15 protein-coding genes and 1 CRISPR repeat array are annotated in these 17,127 nt (G+C 62.9%); of the genes, 2 read left to right on the forward strand and 13 right to left on the reverse strand.

Annotated features, from left to right (window positions below):
- Nucleotides 1-13: 13 nt before the first annotated feature.
- A CRISPR array of direct repeats spans nt 14-2,607; the repeat unit is 29 nt; unit sequence CGGTTCATCCCCGCGGACGCGGGGAACAG.
- An 84-nt stretch (nt 2,608-2,691) separates the two neighbouring features.
- The 11 genes from cas2e to BN1134_RS11500 form a co-directional block, all read right to left on the reverse strand.
- Complete coding sequence (gene cas2e / locus BN1134_RS11450; RefSeq protein ID WP_042047361.1) at nt 2,692-2,985, reverse strand: type I-E CRISPR-associated endoribonuclease Cas2e; 294 nt, start codon at nt 2,983-2,985, stop codon at nt 2,692-2,694.
- Entirely contained in the window at nt 2,982-3,899 is a 918-nt protein-coding gene (gene cas1e / locus BN1134_RS11455; protein WP_042047363.1) for a type I-E CRISPR-associated endonuclease Cas1e, read from the reverse strand. The genes cas2e and cas1e overlap by 4 nt, the downstream gene beginning before the upstream one ends.
- Nucleotides 3,899-4,510 carry a type I-E CRISPR-associated protein Cas6/Cse3/CasE gene (gene cas6e / locus BN1134_RS11460; protein ID WP_042047364.1) on the reverse strand — a complete coding sequence of 204 codons (612 nt, stop codon included), beginning with the start codon at nt 4,508-4,510 and terminating at the stop codon, nt 3,899-3,901. The genes cas1e and cas6e overlap by 1 nt, the downstream gene beginning before the upstream one ends.
- Nucleotides 4,501-5,148, reverse strand: coding sequence for a type I-E CRISPR-associated protein Cas5/CasD (gene cas5e, locus BN1134_RS11465; RefSeq protein ID WP_042047365.1), 648 nt, complete (start codon nt 5,146-5,148; stop codon nt 4,501-4,503). Before cas5e ends, cas6e begins: the two co-directional genes overlap by 10 nt.
- A gap of 1 nt (nt 5,149) precedes the next feature.
- Complete coding sequence (gene cas7e / locus BN1134_RS11470; RefSeq protein WP_042047366.1) at nt 5,150-6,286, reverse strand: type I-E CRISPR-associated protein Cas7/Cse4/CasC; 1,137 nt, start codon at nt 6,284-6,286, stop codon at nt 5,150-5,152.
- A gap of 20 nt (nt 6,287-6,306) precedes the next feature.
- The gene (gene casB / locus BN1134_RS11475; protein WP_042047367.1) at nt 6,307-6,822 is read right to left on the reverse strand and encodes a type I-E CRISPR-associated protein Cse2/CasB; all 516 of its coding nucleotides are present in this window, start codon (nt 6,820-6,822) and stop codon (nt 6,307-6,309) included.
- Entirely contained in the window at nt 6,819-8,372 is a 1,554-nt protein-coding gene (gene casA, locus BN1134_RS11480; protein ID WP_232300633.1) for a type I-E CRISPR-associated protein Cse1/CasA, read from the reverse strand. The genes casB and casA overlap by 4 nt, the downstream gene beginning before the upstream one ends.
- A gap of 364 nt (nt 8,373-8,736) precedes the next feature.
- On the reverse strand, nt 8,737-11,439 hold the full coding sequence (locus tag BN1134_RS11485; RefSeq protein ID WP_042047369.1) for a CRISPR-associated helicase/endonuclease Cas3: 2,703 nt from the start codon (nt 11,437-11,439) through the stop codon (nt 8,737-8,739).
- A gap of 39 nt (nt 11,440-11,478) precedes the next feature.
- Nucleotides 11,479-12,465 carry a helix-turn-helix transcriptional regulator gene (locus BN1134_RS11490; RefSeq protein WP_042047370.1) on the reverse strand — a complete coding sequence of 329 codons (987 nt, stop codon included), beginning with the start codon at nt 12,463-12,465 and terminating at the stop codon, nt 11,479-11,481.
- 245 nt (nt 12,466-12,710) lie between these two features.
- On the reverse strand, nt 12,711-13,220 hold the full coding sequence (locus tag BN1134_RS11495; protein WP_042047371.1) for a GNAT family N-acetyltransferase: 510 nt from the start codon (nt 13,218-13,220) through the stop codon (nt 12,711-12,713).
- Between the two features lie 56 nt (nt 13,221-13,276).
- A complete protein-coding gene (locus BN1134_RS11500; RefSeq protein ID WP_042047372.1) occupies nt 13,277-13,876 on the reverse strand; it encodes a helix-turn-helix domain-containing protein in 600 nt (199 codons plus the stop codon).
- A 43-nt stretch (nt 13,877-13,919) separates the two neighbouring features.
- On the opposite strand from BN1134_RS11500, the gene BN1134_RS11505 reads away from it, so the two are divergent.
- Entirely contained in the window at nt 13,920-14,618 is a 699-nt protein-coding gene (locus tag BN1134_RS11505; protein WP_042047373.1) for a B3/B4 domain-containing protein, read from the forward strand.
- Between the two features lie 305 nt (nt 14,619-14,923).
- The gene (locus BN1134_RS11510; RefSeq protein WP_042047374.1) at nt 14,924-15,394 is read left to right on the forward strand and encodes a DUF2919 domain-containing protein; all 471 of its coding nucleotides are present in this window, start codon (nt 14,924-14,926) and stop codon (nt 15,392-15,394) included.
- A gap of 63 nt (nt 15,395-15,457) precedes the next feature.
- Here the strand turns inward: BN1134_RS11510 and BN1134_RS11515 are convergent, their stop codons facing one another.
- Nucleotides 15,458-16,159, reverse strand: a complete 702-nt coding sequence (locus BN1134_RS11515) for a hypothetical protein (RefSeq protein ID WP_042047375.1) — start codon at nt 16,157-16,159, stop codon at nt 15,458-15,460.
- 50 nt (nt 16,160-16,209) lie between these two features.
- Complete coding sequence (gene proC, locus BN1134_RS11520) at nt 16,210-17,022, reverse strand: pyrroline-5-carboxylate reductase (protein ID WP_042047376.1); 813 nt, start codon at nt 17,020-17,022, stop codon at nt 16,210-16,212.
- Between the last annotated feature and the right edge of the window lie 105 nt (nt 17,023-17,127).

Consider the following 17,127-nt stretch of genomic DNA (forward strand, 5'->3'; position numbering starts at 1 on the left):
GCACCGTCGCACCCGGTTCATCCCCGCGGACGCGGGGAACAGACCAGAAAACAGCAACGAGCCGAAATAATGCCCGGTTCATCCCCGCGGACGCGGGGAACAGGGCATTCATGCCAAGCTGAGTGTCCTTGTTCTGCGGTTCATCCCCGCGGACGCGGGGAACAGGTCTACGGTCAGCCCTGAAATGGTGCTGCCGGCGGTTCATCCCCGCGGACGCGGGGAACAGGAATGCCCAGAAACTGGCTGACGCACAGACAGCGGTTCATCCCCGCGGACGCGGGGAACAGTCGCTGCTTTTCCTTAGTGGTCGCACCAGATCCGGTTCATCCCCGCGGACGCGGGGAACAGTTGAGCAGACCAGACGCCATTTCCGGATAGACCGGTTCATCCCCGCGGACGCGGGGAACAGATCTGGCAGATTGGCAGTCAGGCACGTTTCTTCGGTTCATCCCCGCGGACGCGGGGAACAGGAAGCTGAGTTGTCGTCAGCCCATGAGCAGGCCGGTTCATCCCCGCGGACGCGGGGAACAGATCAAGAAAACCCGATCACATTAACAGTACAGCGGTTCATCCCCGCGGACGCGGGGAACAGGCAGGCTCCAGCAGGGCGTCAAACATCGCGGCCGGTTCATCCCCGCGGACGCGGGGAACAGGCCTTAATCATCACTGTGTCGCAGTAGCTGCCCGGTTCATCCCCGCGGACGCGGGGAACAGCCACCAAGTCGAGCATTAAAGACACCGAGGTTCGGTTCATCCCCGCGGACGCGGGGAACAGGTCAGTACCCAATTTGCCTCGTCGATCTGCGGCGGTTCATCCCCGCGGACGCGGGGAACAGCGAATAACGAACTCCGAGCCGTTCCGCCTTGACGGTTCATCCCCGCGGACGCGGGGAACAGTGCTCCAGCCAGGCGAGGAACTCCTGTTCGGACGGTTCATCCCCGCGGACGCGGGGAACAGGGTCTCCCCAGTAGCGAGCAATGCGGGTTTTACGGTTCATCCCCGCGGACGCGGGGAACAGAGTTATTGCCAGAGCTCCAAGGGGGAAACCCCCGGTTCATCCCCGCGGACGCGGGGAACAGCATTAGAGGTTGCCTACCATCTCATAATGCAACGGTTCATCCCCGCGGACGCGGGGAACAGGGATTCAACTTGTTCCCCAGCACCGCCGGTCCCGGTTCATCCCCGCGGACGCGGGGAACAGTTCCTCTTACTTGCTGATCTCTCGAACCCGCGCGGTTCATCCCCGCGGACGCGGGGAACAGGTGCAGTTCTGCGTGATTGCCGTTGTCAGACACGGTTCATCCCCGCGGACGCGGGGAACAGCACTTTGGCACTCGCCTCCCGCATCATCAGCTCGGTTCATCCCCGCGGACGCGGGGAACAGGACTGATGATAGAACCCATATACAGATCACGATCGGTTCATCCCCGCGGACGCGGGGAACAGCGCTATCGGTACACCACTCGGTACACCACGAACGGTTCATCCCCGCGGACGCGGGGAACAGTGGCGGCAACTCCGACACTAAAAGTGTTATTGCGGTTCATCCCCGCGGACGCGGGGAACAGGGCGACGTTGGATAGGGTCTTGTGCCAGCCCACGGTTCATCCCCGCGGACGCGGGGAACAGTAACGATCCTCACTCTCGTCCCACAGAACCCGCGGTTCATCCCCGCGGACGCGGGGAACAGCTGATCGCACTGGGCGGTATCCGCCGCCTCTACGGTTCATCCCCGCGGACGCGGGGAACAGCCGAAGGCTATGATAGCGACCGTGATCAATTTCGGTTCATCCCCGCGGACGCGGGGAACAGGTCAGAAGTAGCGTTTTATTTGATAGACGCATACGGTTCATCCCCGCGGACGCGGGGAACAGTAATGATGATCTTTCCGTGTTGGGTTATCAGGCGGTTCATCCCCGCGGACGCGGGGAACAGCTCGATGATAGTTGCTGGATGAAATGTTGATTCGGTTCATCCCCGCGGACGCGGGGAACAGCAGTTCCACACCATGCCCAGCGACTGCCGGTGCGGTTCATCCCCGCGGACGCGGGGAACAGTTCACGTATCCGGCGGGTCAGGGGGGCGATATCGGTTCATCCCCGCGGACGCGGGGAACAGAACGTAATCGTCCAGCACGATCCGCGTTTGAGCGGTTCATCCCCGCGGACGCGGGGAACAGGGCATATCAACCCCCGATCATCTGCTCGACGACGGTTCATCCCCGCGGACGCGGGGAACAGTTGCAGTGCGCCGATAATGCGGATGGCACCACCGGTTCATCCCCGCGGACGCGGGGAACAGGATGGCGATACTGTCGGCCTGCTGACATGGCGCGGTTCATCCCCGCGGACGCGGGGAACAGTATGGTTTTGATTTGCGAGAACATCGTCTCTCCGGTTCATCCCCGCGGACGCGGGGAACAGGCGGGCGAGTTCGGTGACCAGGCATTTGACATCGGTTCATCCCCGCGGACGCGGGGAACAGGACCTCATCATCGGCCATCCTGACTACCACCACGGTTCATCCCCGCGGACGCGGGGAACAGGCGACATAAGAAGAAGGGGCGGCTTGCTCAGGCGGTTCATCCCCGCGGACGCGGGGAACAGTCTTAACGGATATTATTGATTTCAATGGCTTTTTCCAACAATAAAAAAGCCACCGACTAATCCAGATTGTTAATGAACGATAACCTATTGATTTTCAACGGGTAGAAAAGAGACCAATCGGCAGCCATCGAGATCCACCGGCATCCTGCGATTGGCACCCAGGGTTTGAAAGTCAAAACCCGAGTCGTTGTTGGCGGGCCAGGCCATCACAATATTGCCCTGCTCCACCAAGGCCTCACACTGCTGCCAGATCATCTCTCGCACTCGGCGCGACACCTCCCCGACATAGACGCCGGCGCGCACCTCAAGAAGCCAGACGGCAAGCCGGCCACGCAAGCGCGGTGGCACATCCTCAGTGACCACGACCAGCATGCTCATCCCAGGCTCCTGTGGCCTGCGTCCCCCATGCCGGCAGGCTCGGGAATAGCGGGCGGTTGGGCATCCTTGGGGGGCTCGGGCGGGGTGGTGCCCCCGGCGGCGAGCACCTCTTCGATAAGCGGAATGAGTTTCTCCAGAGTGCGCTGCTTGTTAAAGCTGTCACGGCAAGCGAGGCGCACGGCCCGATCCGGGTTGGCATCACCCCGCGCGGCAATCTCAAAGGCCTGGGGCACCACAGTGTCAAACTTGATGATGTCGGCGATGTCATAGACAAACGAGAGGGGCTTGCCACTATGGATAAAACCGATGGCGGGGGCATAACCCGCCGCCAGGATCGCCGCCTCCGTGATGCCGTAGAGGCAGGAGGTGGCGGCGCTGATGCACTGATTGGGCAAGTCTCCCTTCTCCCAGTCCTTGGGATCATAGCGCCGCCCCAGCCACTTCACCCCGTAGCGGGCGGCCAGCAGCTTGTAGGTCTCCCGCACCCGCGCCCCTTCGATACCGCGCAACTGATCCACCGAGCGGCGGCTGGGGGGCGGCTCACCGAAGCGCAGTTCAAACATCTTGCGCACCACCTTGAGGCGCAGATCGTCATCGAGCGCCAGTCTGGCCTGATAGAGCAGCCGATCGGAGCGAGCCCCGCCCGGTTGGCCCGCCGCATAGAGGCGCACTCCGGCCTCCCCCACCCAGACCAGCAGGGTGCCCGCCGTCGCCGCCAGCTTGACGGCAGCATGAGAGACCCGAGTGCCGGGTTCGAGCATCAGGCAGGCGACGGTGCCGATAGGGATGTGGGTGCGAACGCCCTCTTTATCCAGCAGCACAAAGGCACCGTCGATCACATCGAGCTGGCCATATTTGAGAAACAGCATGGCCCGGCGATCCTTGATGGGCAGCGGCTTGAGCGGCGGCAGCATCAGGCTCTCCCCAGTGAAAGCAAGCCACAGCCCAGAGATTTGGCCGGGCCTATTCCCCCCTGTAGCGCCACCAGCAGGGCCTGGGGGTCGTTCACTCTCAAATAGCCCTCGAAGATCGCCGTCAGCACACTGAGGCGACTATCGCCCTTGCGCCCCTGCTGCATGGTCGAGCCACTGACCAGCGCCTGAAGCGGGGTAAAACCATGGCGCTCGCCCTGGCGGGCGAGCCAGGCCAACTGCTCCTCCTCGCGGCACAGTCCCCGGCGCTTGCCATCCCGGGTCACGGTCGGGTTGGCTTGCAGACGAAAGCGATAGGTGTGTTCTGGCTCGAGCCACTGCTCGGGCGCAATGCACTTCTCCTGTACCTCCCCTTGCAGGTAATACGGCAGCTCGCGCAGCGGCCCCCAGTTACCTGCGGTTTGCGACTGCACCAGCAACTGGGGTTGTTGCCAGTTGGCCATCGGCTCAAGGCGCCACAAGAAGCGCGCTGGCGCCGTCTGCTCGTCAGGGGCGAAGGCCCTGGCCAGGGTGCGATGCAGTTCGTAGGGATTGGCCAGATCCCGGCGCGCCTCGCGACTTCTGGGGTTGAGGATCAGTTTGCTCAGGAACATGGCGCCTCCTGCGGCTCCAATGGCAATGTGGTGACAAAACGCGGCCCGAAGCGGCGTTCAGCAAAAGGGGCGATAGGTTGATCGAGGCGTACCGCCCCTTCGCTGGCCTCCAGCAGCAGGCGGCGCACCTGCCGGCCCGCCCCGTCGCTCAACTCGGGGTAGTCGCTCAACGCAGCGATCAGAGCACACTCTTGCAGGCCATCGGGCAGATAGACCGGTGGCGAAGGCAGGCAGCCCTTACGGCCCAAGCTAAGAGGCCAATGGGGCCTCTTCAGCGCTTGGTGGATCTGAGTCAGCAGGAGACTATCGCCTTCCAAACCAACCAGAAAGGCGGCGTCACTCAGGTAGTAGCGGGGGCTGACCACAGTGCGTTTCAGATCCACCTTGCCCGCTGCGTTGATGACCCCGGTCGCCGTCTGATAGTCGCGCAGCACCACCCCTTCCCTGTCCACCCGCACCCCCATGGTGAGGGCGGCGAGATCGTCGACCGGCTCGCTGCGATCCCGCCCCAAGGCGGCGCAGATAAGACCCAGCACCCCCGACTTGGAGGGCTCGAGCTGAGTGTCGCGCTCATCGAAGCGGCTGGTGGTCCCCCAAGATTGCAGGGGCCCCTGCAGCCGCAGTAGCAGTGTCGGCATCTTACTCCTCCCATTGGGTCTCGACGGCGTCGCGCACCCAGGCGGCCAGATCGCTCACCGAGCTACGGGCCAGGCTGTTGTCGAGCTGCCACTTGCCAGTGAGGTCGATATGGGCCCAGCAATCGCCAACATCACCGTAAACAGGGGCCAGCTTGCACGCGTAGTCAGCCAGCGCCGCCACCGACTGCTCGGTCAGGCTCTTGTCATGGCGCGGCTGAATGGGGCGCTCAAAGGCATTGGCCAGGTTGAGGGGGCTTTTGCGCAGACTCACCCCGATAAACTCGGGCAGGTTGTGAGCGGCGAAGCTGTTCTGCTTGCCGGTCGGGATGGCGCGCACCATGGCCTGGATCAGGGCCTCAATGGCCGAGCCGGTGAGCTCTTTGTCCTCTTGCAGGTTTTTCAGCAGCAGACCCACATCGAGCGCCGCATAGCGATAGAAGGTGGCGGAGTTGAACTCGACCTGGCCAATCATGCCAGCACCGGTCTCGTCGGGGCCACCGACGTCATCGATGGCGGTGAAGTAATCAAAGTCACGCTCGACCCTGTGGGTGCTGATGGCGTGAGCCACCTGGCAGGCCGCATCCTGATTGACCTGGGGCAGGTCGGCCAGCATACGACCGAAGAGGGCGACATCCACCGCCTTGCCCCCATCAAGCAGCCCCTTGGCCTGCTTGACCAACTCGGCCGACATGACTGCCTTGCTCTCTTTTTTCCCCTTCTTCTCACCCGCTGCCGGGATGATCAGGGCGTCCCAATGGGCTTCGATCAGCGCGGCGAGACCGGCGATCTCGCGCTCGCCGAGAAACAGCAGATACTCGGTCTTGCCATTGTCCTTGAGCTTGAGTCCAGCCGCCGCCAGGGCCACCTCAATCTTGCCCATCGCCTCCTCCGGATCGCGCCCCATCAGCCTGTCCAGCAGCAGCGCCTGCAATTTTTGGGTACGCAGCGCCCGATACTCGGCCGGGATCAGCTGCTGATCGCGGCTATAGAGGCGGATGGCACGCTTGAAACACTGGCTGCTGACCCGAGCCCGGCGCTGGCCACCGAAGAGGGCATCCTTAGGGGCCCCGGTATCGTCGCGGTTCAGGTTGGAGGGGGCGAAGTTCTGGATCAGATGCAGTTCAACAAACAGCGTCATGGTTTCTCTCCTTGAAGGATTTAGTCGTTTGAATCGGCATTGGCCGCGATACGGTAAAAATCGGTGGCCCAGCGGCGGCGCAATTTATCAAGTTGCTCGGGGCGAGTGGGGTTAAGCCAATCGGTGAGATCCCAGAGCAAACGTTGATAATCGATGGCCAGATCGTGGGATCTGAGCAGGGTCACACAATGGCGCAATGGCTCGGCCAGGGTCTCGCCATCACTCTCAAGCAGGGCGATAAAACGCCCCTCGATGGATGGGCTCTGCTCCTGCTTGCGATAGAGAACGCCCATCGCCTTGGCCAGGGTTGTCTCGTTGTGCTTTGGATGAAGCGCAAAGAGCCCGGCCACCAGATAGTGGGACTGTCGACGGGCCGAGTCGGGGTGCTCATCGGCGGCCATAAAGGGCTCGACATAAGGAAAGACGCGCGGCGCAGTGCCGGGGACAAAAGTGAGACTGCGGCGCAGCTCAGCCAAGGCCCCGCGGTTGTTCTGTGCGAGACGCAGCAGATGGTCGACAAAGGGCTGGTCACTCATTGAACTTCTCCTGTTTCGTTAAGGGCTGTCAGTTGCTCCCGGATGGCAGAGCGCAAACGGGACTGTGCCTTGGCATTGGCACGCCACACACTGGTGCTGCCTCCCAGGCTGGTCAGTTGCACCTCCCAAGCGGCCAGGGCCGCCTCTTTCAGCACCAGCTGCCACTGCTGCTCGGCAGCATCGGGGGCGTCTTCGATACGCGCCAATATCGTCATCAGGGCGCGCTCGGCGCGAGCAAAGAAAAGCGGCGCCACGGGGCCTGCCTCAAATAGGACTCTGGCACGGCTGCGGGTATCCTTCTGCTGGCTATCAGGCAGGGTATCGGCAATCAGTTGGACGGCCGCCCCTCTGAGCGAGGCAAACAGGGTCTCGGCCATCTCCAACATATCTCGGGCCGTTCGAGTTATCTCGGGTTGCTCAAGAAGGGCCAATGGCAACGCCAAGTGTTCTACGCGCCAGCGCAGCAACTTGGCTTGATCGCTAGCCAGCCCGGCCACCAGCAGGCGAAGGTGTTTTTTGCTCAGCGATTTGTTTAAGCGGGTGGCGCTATTGAGGATCGCTGCCGGAGCCGACTTTTTATCGCCCCCATCGGGCAGCAGGGCCGGCAGATCGCGCCAGAGGGCTCGCCCCTCGCTAAAGGTGAGGCGCACAGGCCCGGCGCTCCCCTCACGGAAATTGGCCATGGGGTCGGGGGCATGGGGATCCTCGTCCAGCCCCTCCCCGGCCGCAAAACGCAACCAGCGGATGGTGCCATCCTCTTCGCCTTGAAACAGCACGGCCCGGGTCTGGCGGGTATAGCGATCGTTGGGGCCGGTCGCGAGCCGCGGCGGCGCCTTGAGGTTGGCGATGGTCAGTGCCGGCTGCTCCCAGCTCGGCACGTCTTCATGGTCAGGCGAGGCGGGATGTAAGCCCAGAACCAAGGTTTGCGCCAGGCACTCCCCCAGCGGCAAAACGGCCGCCGTATTGGCCAAGGGGCCCGCCTTATCGGCATCACGAAACACCTTAACCAGCCCACCCGGTGTGCACTGCAAGAAACCGAGCAGGGTCCGGATGGCATGAGACGATGAGATGGCATCAGGCGCTGTGTCCACCGAGTGGTTAAACACCACAGGGGCATTGCCACTGACGCTGGCCAGATCGATCTGCGTCCAAGGTTTGAACTTCTCGCCGGTCTCGGTGGCCGTGGCCAGCCCGGCCACCTGCATAAAGGGGAGCTCGGGGTGAAACAGCCAGAAGCGATCACGCCACTTGTCCAGGTAGGCGGTAATGGCCTCGGTCGGTAGCCCCTGGCTAAACCAGTGGCGCAACTCTCGTTGCCCCCAGTTAGACATCTGTGCGCTTAAGGCCCGGTGGGTGATGGCAAGCAGCAGGCGATATTGGGCCATCAGGGAGGGTGGCGCCGTCTCGGCCAAGGCCACTATCTGCGACGCCTGATCAAACAGGGCCAGCAGGCCCAGCTCCCGAACCTCACCGCTGAGCATTTTGACCGGCAGCCAGGGCTCGTCGAGTAAGCTAACCTTCTTTGTTGTTGTGATCTGATGACTTATCACGCTCCCCCTCCCATCGAATGTCACAGCGAAACTGAAAACGTTGCACACCTTGTTTTCGCCAAGCCACAAAGAGCAGCACAACAACAACTAGTGCAGCCCACCCCGACCCTGACTCAAAAAAGCCGGCAACCAAGCTAATAAATTGAGACCCCATAACCGCGCTCACTTTATGATCACAGGGACTAAATGTACCATCGAGAAAATAAAGATCAAAGACTAAGTTGTTTTGGTTTAAATTGCATTTATCGACCAGCTATGCGATTGTTTATCCACTCCCTACTTTGCAGGGATGAACCAACTAACTTGTTTGCGAAGTTATTTTCCCCATTCCATGGGGATGAGGGGGCGGCAACGCCCCCCACTTCTATGTCCTGCTCCCATAGATAAGCCCCAACTCTCCATCGAGCTGAACCACTAGCCTGCCATCGAGTTGTGCCCTTCCCGCGTTATCGAGTAGCAGCGGGGCGCTGTAGCGAAGCAAGGGGCTCTCGGCAAAGGCCCGCACCTCGGGTTGCGACTTGATAGCCTTGACCAAGGCTTGATTGGAGAGGCTGAGCTGGCGGGCGCAGAGCTGGCAGGCCAGCTCGGGGGAGAGAGAAGCATCGAGATCGAAGGGATCAGCGTCAGGCGCCACCGCAACCCCCTTATCCGAGACAAAGAGCGGCACCACGGTGACACTCGGTTTACCTAACCGGGTACAGTTGGCAAGCCCCATCTCCTCGCCCTCGCCCTCTTCATGACCCCTCGGTTTGTTCCAATAGGCGGACCCCTGATCCGCATCCGCCCTGATGGCTACGTTGTAAGAGCGCTGACGCTTATCTTGCTGAGTGACCAGATAAGTGGCGTAGCTGTACTCCTCGATATATTGGCGCAGCGCCTCATCCACCGAATCGGGCAACTCCCCGTCCCCATAAACGGCCTGCACCAACCGATCGATATCCTTAGGTAATTGCAGACAGGTCTCATCGAGCAGCCGCACCCAGGTCATGGCGAGCAGGTAAGGGTCGTAGACAAAACGCCGACGGGTGGTCGCCAGATCGGGCAATGTGCCAGGAGTGAGGCCGGCCACCGTCAACACCGGCTGCCGATGGGGCTCGGGGCGATGGGGGCGTTGGTGGCGGTGCAGCCGCCCCACCCGTTGCAGCAAGAGATCGACCGGGGCGAGATCGCTGATCAAAAAGTCAAAATCGATGTCCAAAGATTGCTCGACGACCTGGGTCGCCACCAGCAAGGCCCGGGCCGGACGTTTCCCCTCTTTACCAAAGGTGGCAAGCACCTCGGCCTCTCGCTGCGCCCGCTCATCGGCAGGGAAGCGGGCATGAAACAGCAGCAGGGTAAGATCGGCCAGCGCCTGCGTCTTGAGCAAGGCATAGAGCTGCTGCGCCCGCTCGACCGTATTGACGATGATGGCGCCGCAGCCCCCGTGGGTCAGAGCCTCGAGCGCCACGCAGAGCAGATCCTCCGGTGTGGTGCCACAGCCAGCCAACCTGACCGGCGCCATCTCCCGACTCTCTATCTGGTCATCCCAAGCAAGGCCGCGATCATCGGCCAGCACCAGGCGTGGGTACGCCAGTGCTGGCAACACGGCTGGATCAACCCGCCATGCCTTGAGTAATCCATCACGGCGCTGTGTGGGCAGGGTGGCACTCATCAGCACCACCGAGCAGCCTAACCCTTTCAGCCAGCGCAGCAACGCCTCTATCAGCCCCTCGGTATAGGTGTCGTAGGCGTGCACCTCGTCGAGAACCACCACCCGGTTGGCCAGCCCCCAGAGCCGCACGAAGTGATGCTTGACGTTAAGAATGGAGAAGAGCGCCTGATCGATGGTACCCACCCCATAGGGGGCGATCAGCGGGCGCTTGCGACGAGAGAACCAGCGGGCTGCCTCAACCCCTTCACGCTGTTTGCCATCTTCTCCCCACACATCGTTAAGTGCAGCCATCATCTCCTGACGGGCGGCGCCACCGTGGATCAATTGCAGATCGGGAGCCTGATCATGGGCAAAAGCGTCCATGAACAGTCGGGCGCGGGCGAACAGGGCATTACCGGTGGCCTGGGTCGGCAAGGCCAGGTAGAAGCCGCGATGGCCGAGGGTGCGCTGCAGATGCAGGTGCGCCATAAAGGCGAGCTCGGTCTTGCCCTCCCCCATGGGCGCCTCCACCAGCAGCAGGGCTGGCCCCTGGCTCGTTTGCAGCAAGGCAATCCCCTGTTGCTGCAAGGCTCTCGGCATGACCGGCTGATCGGCAGCCAACATTCGGCCCAGTTGCCTATCGAGAGGCTCGGGCTCGGATAGCAAGGGGGCAAAGGGGCGCCAGCCGATGGCCATCAGCGCCTGATGCGCCAGCCTCTTAGCATCGGTGTAGTGATCCCTGAGATCATCGTGACGAATACCGAGGGAGAACCACTCGACGTTGGAGCCGATCCAATCGGCAATAGCGGTCAGCCCTGCCAGCCAGTTGATGGCGGGCAGCGCCAGCTCGTCAACGGTGACCTCTCCCGATGGGGAGAGCACGGCCCAGTAGGTATCGAGCAATACCTGCCGGGCTTGCAGCCAAACGCTGCCTTCCCGCCGCGGCAAACCATCCTCGATTTCCTTTTGTGTCAGCGGGTAACCGTGATGTGCGCCTACCGCCTCAGACACTTGCTGGCACCAGAAAAAATCGGCGCCGGTTCGCGCCGGTAGCCACTCTTCCAGAATGGCTGTCGTCGCCCAGTCATGGCGATCGCTGCGCAACGAGGCTGCATTGTCAAAGGTCAGTCCGTGTGCCTTGTCAAACTCCCGTCCCTGTGGCCATTTGGCCTGAAAACCCGGGATGGCCTTGCCCACGTCGTGTAGCCCGGCAAGGGCCGCCAGCCAGCGGGGGGCCGTCTCAGCCGCCAGGCCGAATTGGCTGGCCAAATGTTGGTGGCTGGAGGGTTCGAGCTCGAGGATAGCCTCGGCCACCGCCGCCACATCCAGCATGTGGGCCAGCAAGGGGTGACCCTGATCTTCACCGCTTTTAGCCCAGAGGATGGCGGCCTGCGGATGGAGGCGTGAAAACAGGATGGGGTCTTTCAGATCGTCCATATCAGCTCCTCTCTCTTCTTGCGACCCATTATTCCCCATTCACTGGCTCACCGGCGGGACCACTGACGCCGATGTGTCGTGTTTTTTGAGGCCCGCCGTCATGGCGGCAGTCACGCTGCGTCGAAGCGTGGGGGGCGATAGCACCTCGACCTCGCCGCTAAAGCGCAGCAGGTCGCGCACCAGCTCGCGCTGGTCGGCATAGGGGAAGCGCAGGCGGATATGGCCGCTTGGCTCTATGGTCTGGCATTGCTCCCGGTGCCACTGCACATCCCTGACCCAGGGGGCGGCACTGGGGTCAAAACGCAGCTCGGCCTGCTGCAAGGCGCTGCCGGCGAAGATGCCGTAACCGCTTTCGAACAAGGCGTCGAGCTCCCCGCTTTCGCGCTCGCAAGCGGCCTCATCGAGCGCAAGCGGCTCGGCGATGCGGCTTAAGGCAAACAGGCGCAGGGCCACTCGCTCGTGACACCAGGCGAGCAGGTACCAGTTGTCGCGATACCAGCACAGGCGCTGGGGCGAGACTTGGCGCGGCTCGGCTTCATGCAAGGTGGCGTGATAGATAAAGTGGAGCCGGCGCCGGGCAAACAGGGCCTGCACCAGGGGAAGAAAGAGCTCGGGGGCCACGTATTGGCGCCCTATGCTCTCGACGCGCAGCCGCTCGGCCTGTCCCTGCCACTGAGGGCCGAGTAGATCGCCGATGCGCGCCTGTAGCTGGGCCAGCCCCTGCTGATGCAGACCGGGCTGTACATCTTGCAGCAGACGGTGGGCCATCAGGAGGGCGAAGGCCTCCGACTCGCTTAGCCAGACCCCGGGCAGGGTAAAGCGGCCATCGCGGGTGTCGTAGCGATAGCCCCGGGCGGCGCGATCCCAGACGATGGGGGCCTGGTAGCGATCCCGCAGCAGCGCCAGCAGCCGCTTGAAGGTGCTGGTCGAGCACTCGAGTCGCTCGAGGATCAGGGATTGGGGGACGGGGCGGCGATGATCCAGCAGCAGCTGGTGCAATCTTAGGGCGCGGTCGAGCTGTTCCATTTTGTTGATAACACAGGCCAATTTTGAGCAATGTATCATTTTGCCGAAAACAAAACTCTATTGAGTCTCACAATCAGCCTGTGTCACCAAAAGAGATGAAAGCTGGCGGGTCTTCGATAACCAGCAACGAGGGCAAGGGGTGAGGTGCGGCGCCTCACGCACACCGAGCGCCAGTCAGTGGTTGCTCTTCGCTATGCAATAGCGCATAAGCTGAGCCCTTTTCCTAGCGGCGTATCCTCCTTCTCTCAGACTGGCGTTCCATTCTCACCCGATGGCGCCGTGATGCAGCGCCTCATGTGGATCAGTGCCACCCGCTCTCCTCGCCCATTGCGGCGCTCCTCGATGGAAAAAGGCACAAATCCCATCCTGGAATAGAGTAAGCACCCTGCCACATTGCGATTGAAACACGCTATCTGCACCTCGCAGGCCTGATACTCCCGCCACGCCAGAGCCACCATCTGCTCAACCATGTGGCCGCCCATCCCCTGGCCCCTCGCCTCCGGTGCCACCACCAAGTTGCCAATCGAGCAGATCCCCTGCTCCTCCCAGCGATAGAAGTTGGCAAACGCCACCACCCGGCCTGCGTTTTCCAGCACCATGGCATGACGACGCTGCTCGATCGCAGCCTGTAACTGCACCACGGTCAGCGGGAAAGCGGCGCGCGGAAAAAAGAAGAAGAGCTCTTCTTCACTCTGCGCAAACGCACAAATAGATAGAAGATCTGACGCCTGTACGGCGCGAAAACGCAGTGTCATCGCGATGATTCTCCTTCAATACGAGCCCCACTCCCCTTTGCATCGGGAAACTGCGATCAGTGAAACTCAGCCACCGTCATGGTGAAGATCAGCAACTGGTCCGTCTGGTTGGCATAGGCGTGGGGCACATCGGTGCGAGCCACCGCAGAAGCCCCCTCACCCACATCCAGCAGCTCCTGTGCGATCTCCAGCGTCAAGGTGCCCTGCTCGACGTGAAACAGCTCGAAGGTGCCCTGCGGGTGACCTGATGAAGCGAAGCGCTCGCCCGGCTGCATCTCCCAGCGCCACAGCTCGATCATGGTGGGGCCGCTGCTGCCGGCGAGCAGACGCGCCGAGCCCCCCTGCTCGCCCTGCCACAGGGTGGGGATCGCTACGGCCTCCACCACCCGAACGGTCGGGGCCGGGGCCACCTCAACGATGTCGGCCACCGAGATGCCGAGCACCGCCGCCAGTTTGCACAGGATGGCGATGCTGGGATTGGCGGCGCACTTTTCTATCTCTACCAGCATGCCTTTACTCACCCCAGCACGGCGGGAGAGCTCGTCGAGGGAGAGCTTCTGCTGCTGACGAAAGCTCTTGAGGCGGTGCGAAAGGGCAGCGCTGATGCGTTCAGCATCACTGCCTATATCGGTCGATATATTGACTTTGGTGCTCATCGGTCATTAGTATGGTCTTAAATAGTCAATATAGGATTCTGTCATGACCCCGGTTTCGCCGTCAATCGATCCCCGCGTCCTCACCCTCGCCCCCGGTTTTCGCGCCATCAGCATCAGGGTCGAGGCCGCCGAGCTACGCCACCCCGAGGTGGCCAGCCACGCACTGCAACAAGCCTGCCAGAAGGTTGGCGCAGGCGGCGCTCCCTGGAGCGAGGCCCATCTGGCCGCCTGGGCCGACGCATTTCGCGCCTTCGGTGCCAAGCCGCAGCGCACCCCCTGCTCGGCCGAGGCGCTGCGTAAACGGGTGCTGCGCGATGGGACCTTGCCCAGCATCGATCCGGTGGTCGATCTCTACAACGCCATCAGCCTCGAGTACGCCATCCCGGTCGGGGGTGAGAACCTCGCGGCCTATGTGGGCTCCCCACGCCTGGTGGTGGCCGACGGCAGCGAGCTGTTTGACACCATCAAGGAGGGTGCCCCGGCTCACGAGTCACCGGAGGTGGGGGAAGTGGTGTGGCGTGACGAGCTGGGGGTCACCTGCCGGCGCTGGAACTGGCGGCAAGGGGTGCGTACCCGCTTGGGGGCCGATGCCCAGCAGATGTGGTTCATTCTGGAGAGCCTGCCGGCCATGCCACTTGAGGCCTTGCAGGAGGCCGGAGAGCGCCTGATGGCGGGGTTGCAGCACATGATGCCGGGGGCACGCTGCATCCAGACCCTCATCGACCCGGATCAGTTCGCCTGATCGGTTTTCGGTAACTCGGGTAGCCTCCTGGGCAGGAAGAAACCGCAGGCGGCCCGGGTGGCAAGCGTCGGCTGCTCCCAGGCGCCACACAGGTCTTTCTGATGTTGCCGGGCCCGGGTGAAATGCTGGCACTGACCGCAACGTTCCATGTCTGTTTGCTCCCTTATCGTTTGGCAGAGCCGCTGTGCTCTGCCCTCACAGATATCACACACAGTTTAAAAATCAACGTGATAGGCATGCTTAAAGGGCTTGGATCCGCGTCATGTTGTCCCCATATCGGCTCCATCATCCCGATGGACATCCCCATGACGCTCTACCCCGAACACCGCTACGATCGCCACGGCCAGCTCAAGCCCCCCTTCTGGCTCTGGCCCATCGCCCTGCTGCTGACCCGCTCCCTATGGCTCTTTTTAATGGCCGGCGTCACCCGCCAGGGGGGCAGCGACATACTGGCACTGCTTTATCCCGAGCCGCGCAGCCTCTATATGGCGATGGCCGTCGATCTGCCCGCCGCCTTGGCCCTGCTCGCCTGCGGCGGCGCCCAGAGCCAGCCGTGGCGCAGCTGGTTGCGCCGTCACACTCAGCCCCTGCTGCTACTCTCGGCGGGCGGCGGGCTGCTGCTGCAACTGCTGGCGCTGCACACCCAGCAGTGGAGCTTTCACTGGGCCAGTGCGCTCACCCTGCTTGGCAACCTGTGGGCCCTCTGTTATCTGCTGCGCAGCCGCCAGCTGCGCGATTACGCCGCCGACCGCCCCATGCCCTCGGCGCTGCATTGATCACGCGTGCGGCACGGATACAGCAGCGGCGGCCCAAGGGCCGCCGCTGTGCATGGAAGGGAGTCAGCGCGCCGTGACGCGAATTTGCAGGCGCTGGTTGAACGTCTGCGCCTGCTGCCCGCCCCCCGCCGTCCCCAGGGCTCTGCCCTGCTGATCCTGACTGATGGCCCCCAGCTCGATCCACTCCCCCGGCCGGCCGCTCACCTCACTGGAGAGGTTCGTGCCAGCGCCCATGCCCGTCGCACTGCGGCTGCTCAGTGCCACCGTGACCCGATCGCCCACCAGGGTCGGCGTGGCGGCAATCCCCTCGCGCTCTTCGAGCAGCACGACCCAGCGCCCGCCGCGCCAGCCATAGAGGGTCACCGGGCGGGTCTGGCCCAGAGTCAGGCTCACCGGCCGACCGGAGAGACCGCTCACCTGCCACTCCCCCTGGCTTTGGGCTGTGCGACTCACCGCGCCGACGCCAAGGCCGTGACGAGCGCCCACCTGCCAGCCCGACTCACTACGCTCACCGACCACCCGCCACTGCACGCTCAGCATCAGGGGCGGCCGGTTGAGGGCCTCCAGAGTCTGCTTTACCTCGGCCAGCCGGGCCGGCTCACCGCTGACCACCAGCTGGCCGCCCAGGTGGCTCACCCCCAGATCCGGATAGAGTTCGCTTAAGGTGCGCGCCATGGCCGGCGCGTCATAGACCTCGCGCACCAACACCTCGGCACGCAGCGGCAACGCCAGTAACAGCGCCAACCCGTATGCCACTCGTTTCATTGCCCGCCTCCCGATGCAAGACGGGCCCTGCCGGCCCGTCCTTCTCATGCTTATTTACTCTGGCTCATCGCCTCGGATTTGCGCATGCATTGCAGCATGGCCTCCATCACGCCGGCGCGCAGCCCTTTATCTTCCAGCACCTTGACCGCTTCGATGGTGGTGCCGCCGGGCGAGCAGACCATGTCCTTGAGCGCCCCCGGATGTTGGCCGCTCTCCAGCACCATCTTGGCCGAGCCGAGCACGGTCTGGGCGGCAAACTCATAAGCCTGGGCGCGCGGCATGCCCCCCAGCACGGCGGCATCGGCCATCGCCTCGATAAACATGAACACATAGGCAGGGGCGGAGCCGCTGACCGCCGTCACCGCGTGGATCAGCGACTCGGGCACCACCTCGGCGCGCCCGAAACTCTCCAGCAGGGCCACCACCTCGGCGACCTCGGCCGCATCGACATTGGCATTGGCGGTGAGCGAGCTCATGCCGGCATTGACCAGCGCCGGGGTATTGGGCATCACCCGCACCACCTTGCGCTCGGCGCCGACCGCCTTCGCCAGGCTCGCCAGGGTAACCCCGGCGGCGATCGAAACCAGGATCGCCCCCGTCTTGAGGCGCGGCGCCAGATCGGCAAGCACCTGGGTGATCACGTTCGGTTTGACCGCGGCAAACAGGATGTCGGCCTGCGCGGCCACCTCGGCGGCAGAGGCGGCGCCACGCACACCGAAGCGAGCCACCAGATCGTCCACCTGGCTCTGCTGCAGATCGAAGACATGAATATCGCCGGCCGCCACCTGTCCGCTGGCGATGATGCCAGCGATGATCGCCTTGCCCATGTTACCGGCCCCGATAAATCCTATCTGTTTGCTCATTGCGCAGTCCTGCTCAAGATGAAGGCAAGGCGACAAGCCTTGCGAAAAAAGAAGTGGCAAGACGATAACAACCGCGCCCCAGCCAGGCAAGGGCCGCACCACCAC

Source organism: Aeromonas simiae (assembly GCF_000820125.1).
In the GTDB taxonomy this organism is placed as follows: Bacteria; Pseudomonadota; Gammaproteobacteria; order Enterobacterales; family Aeromonadaceae; genus Aeromonas; species Aeromonas simiae.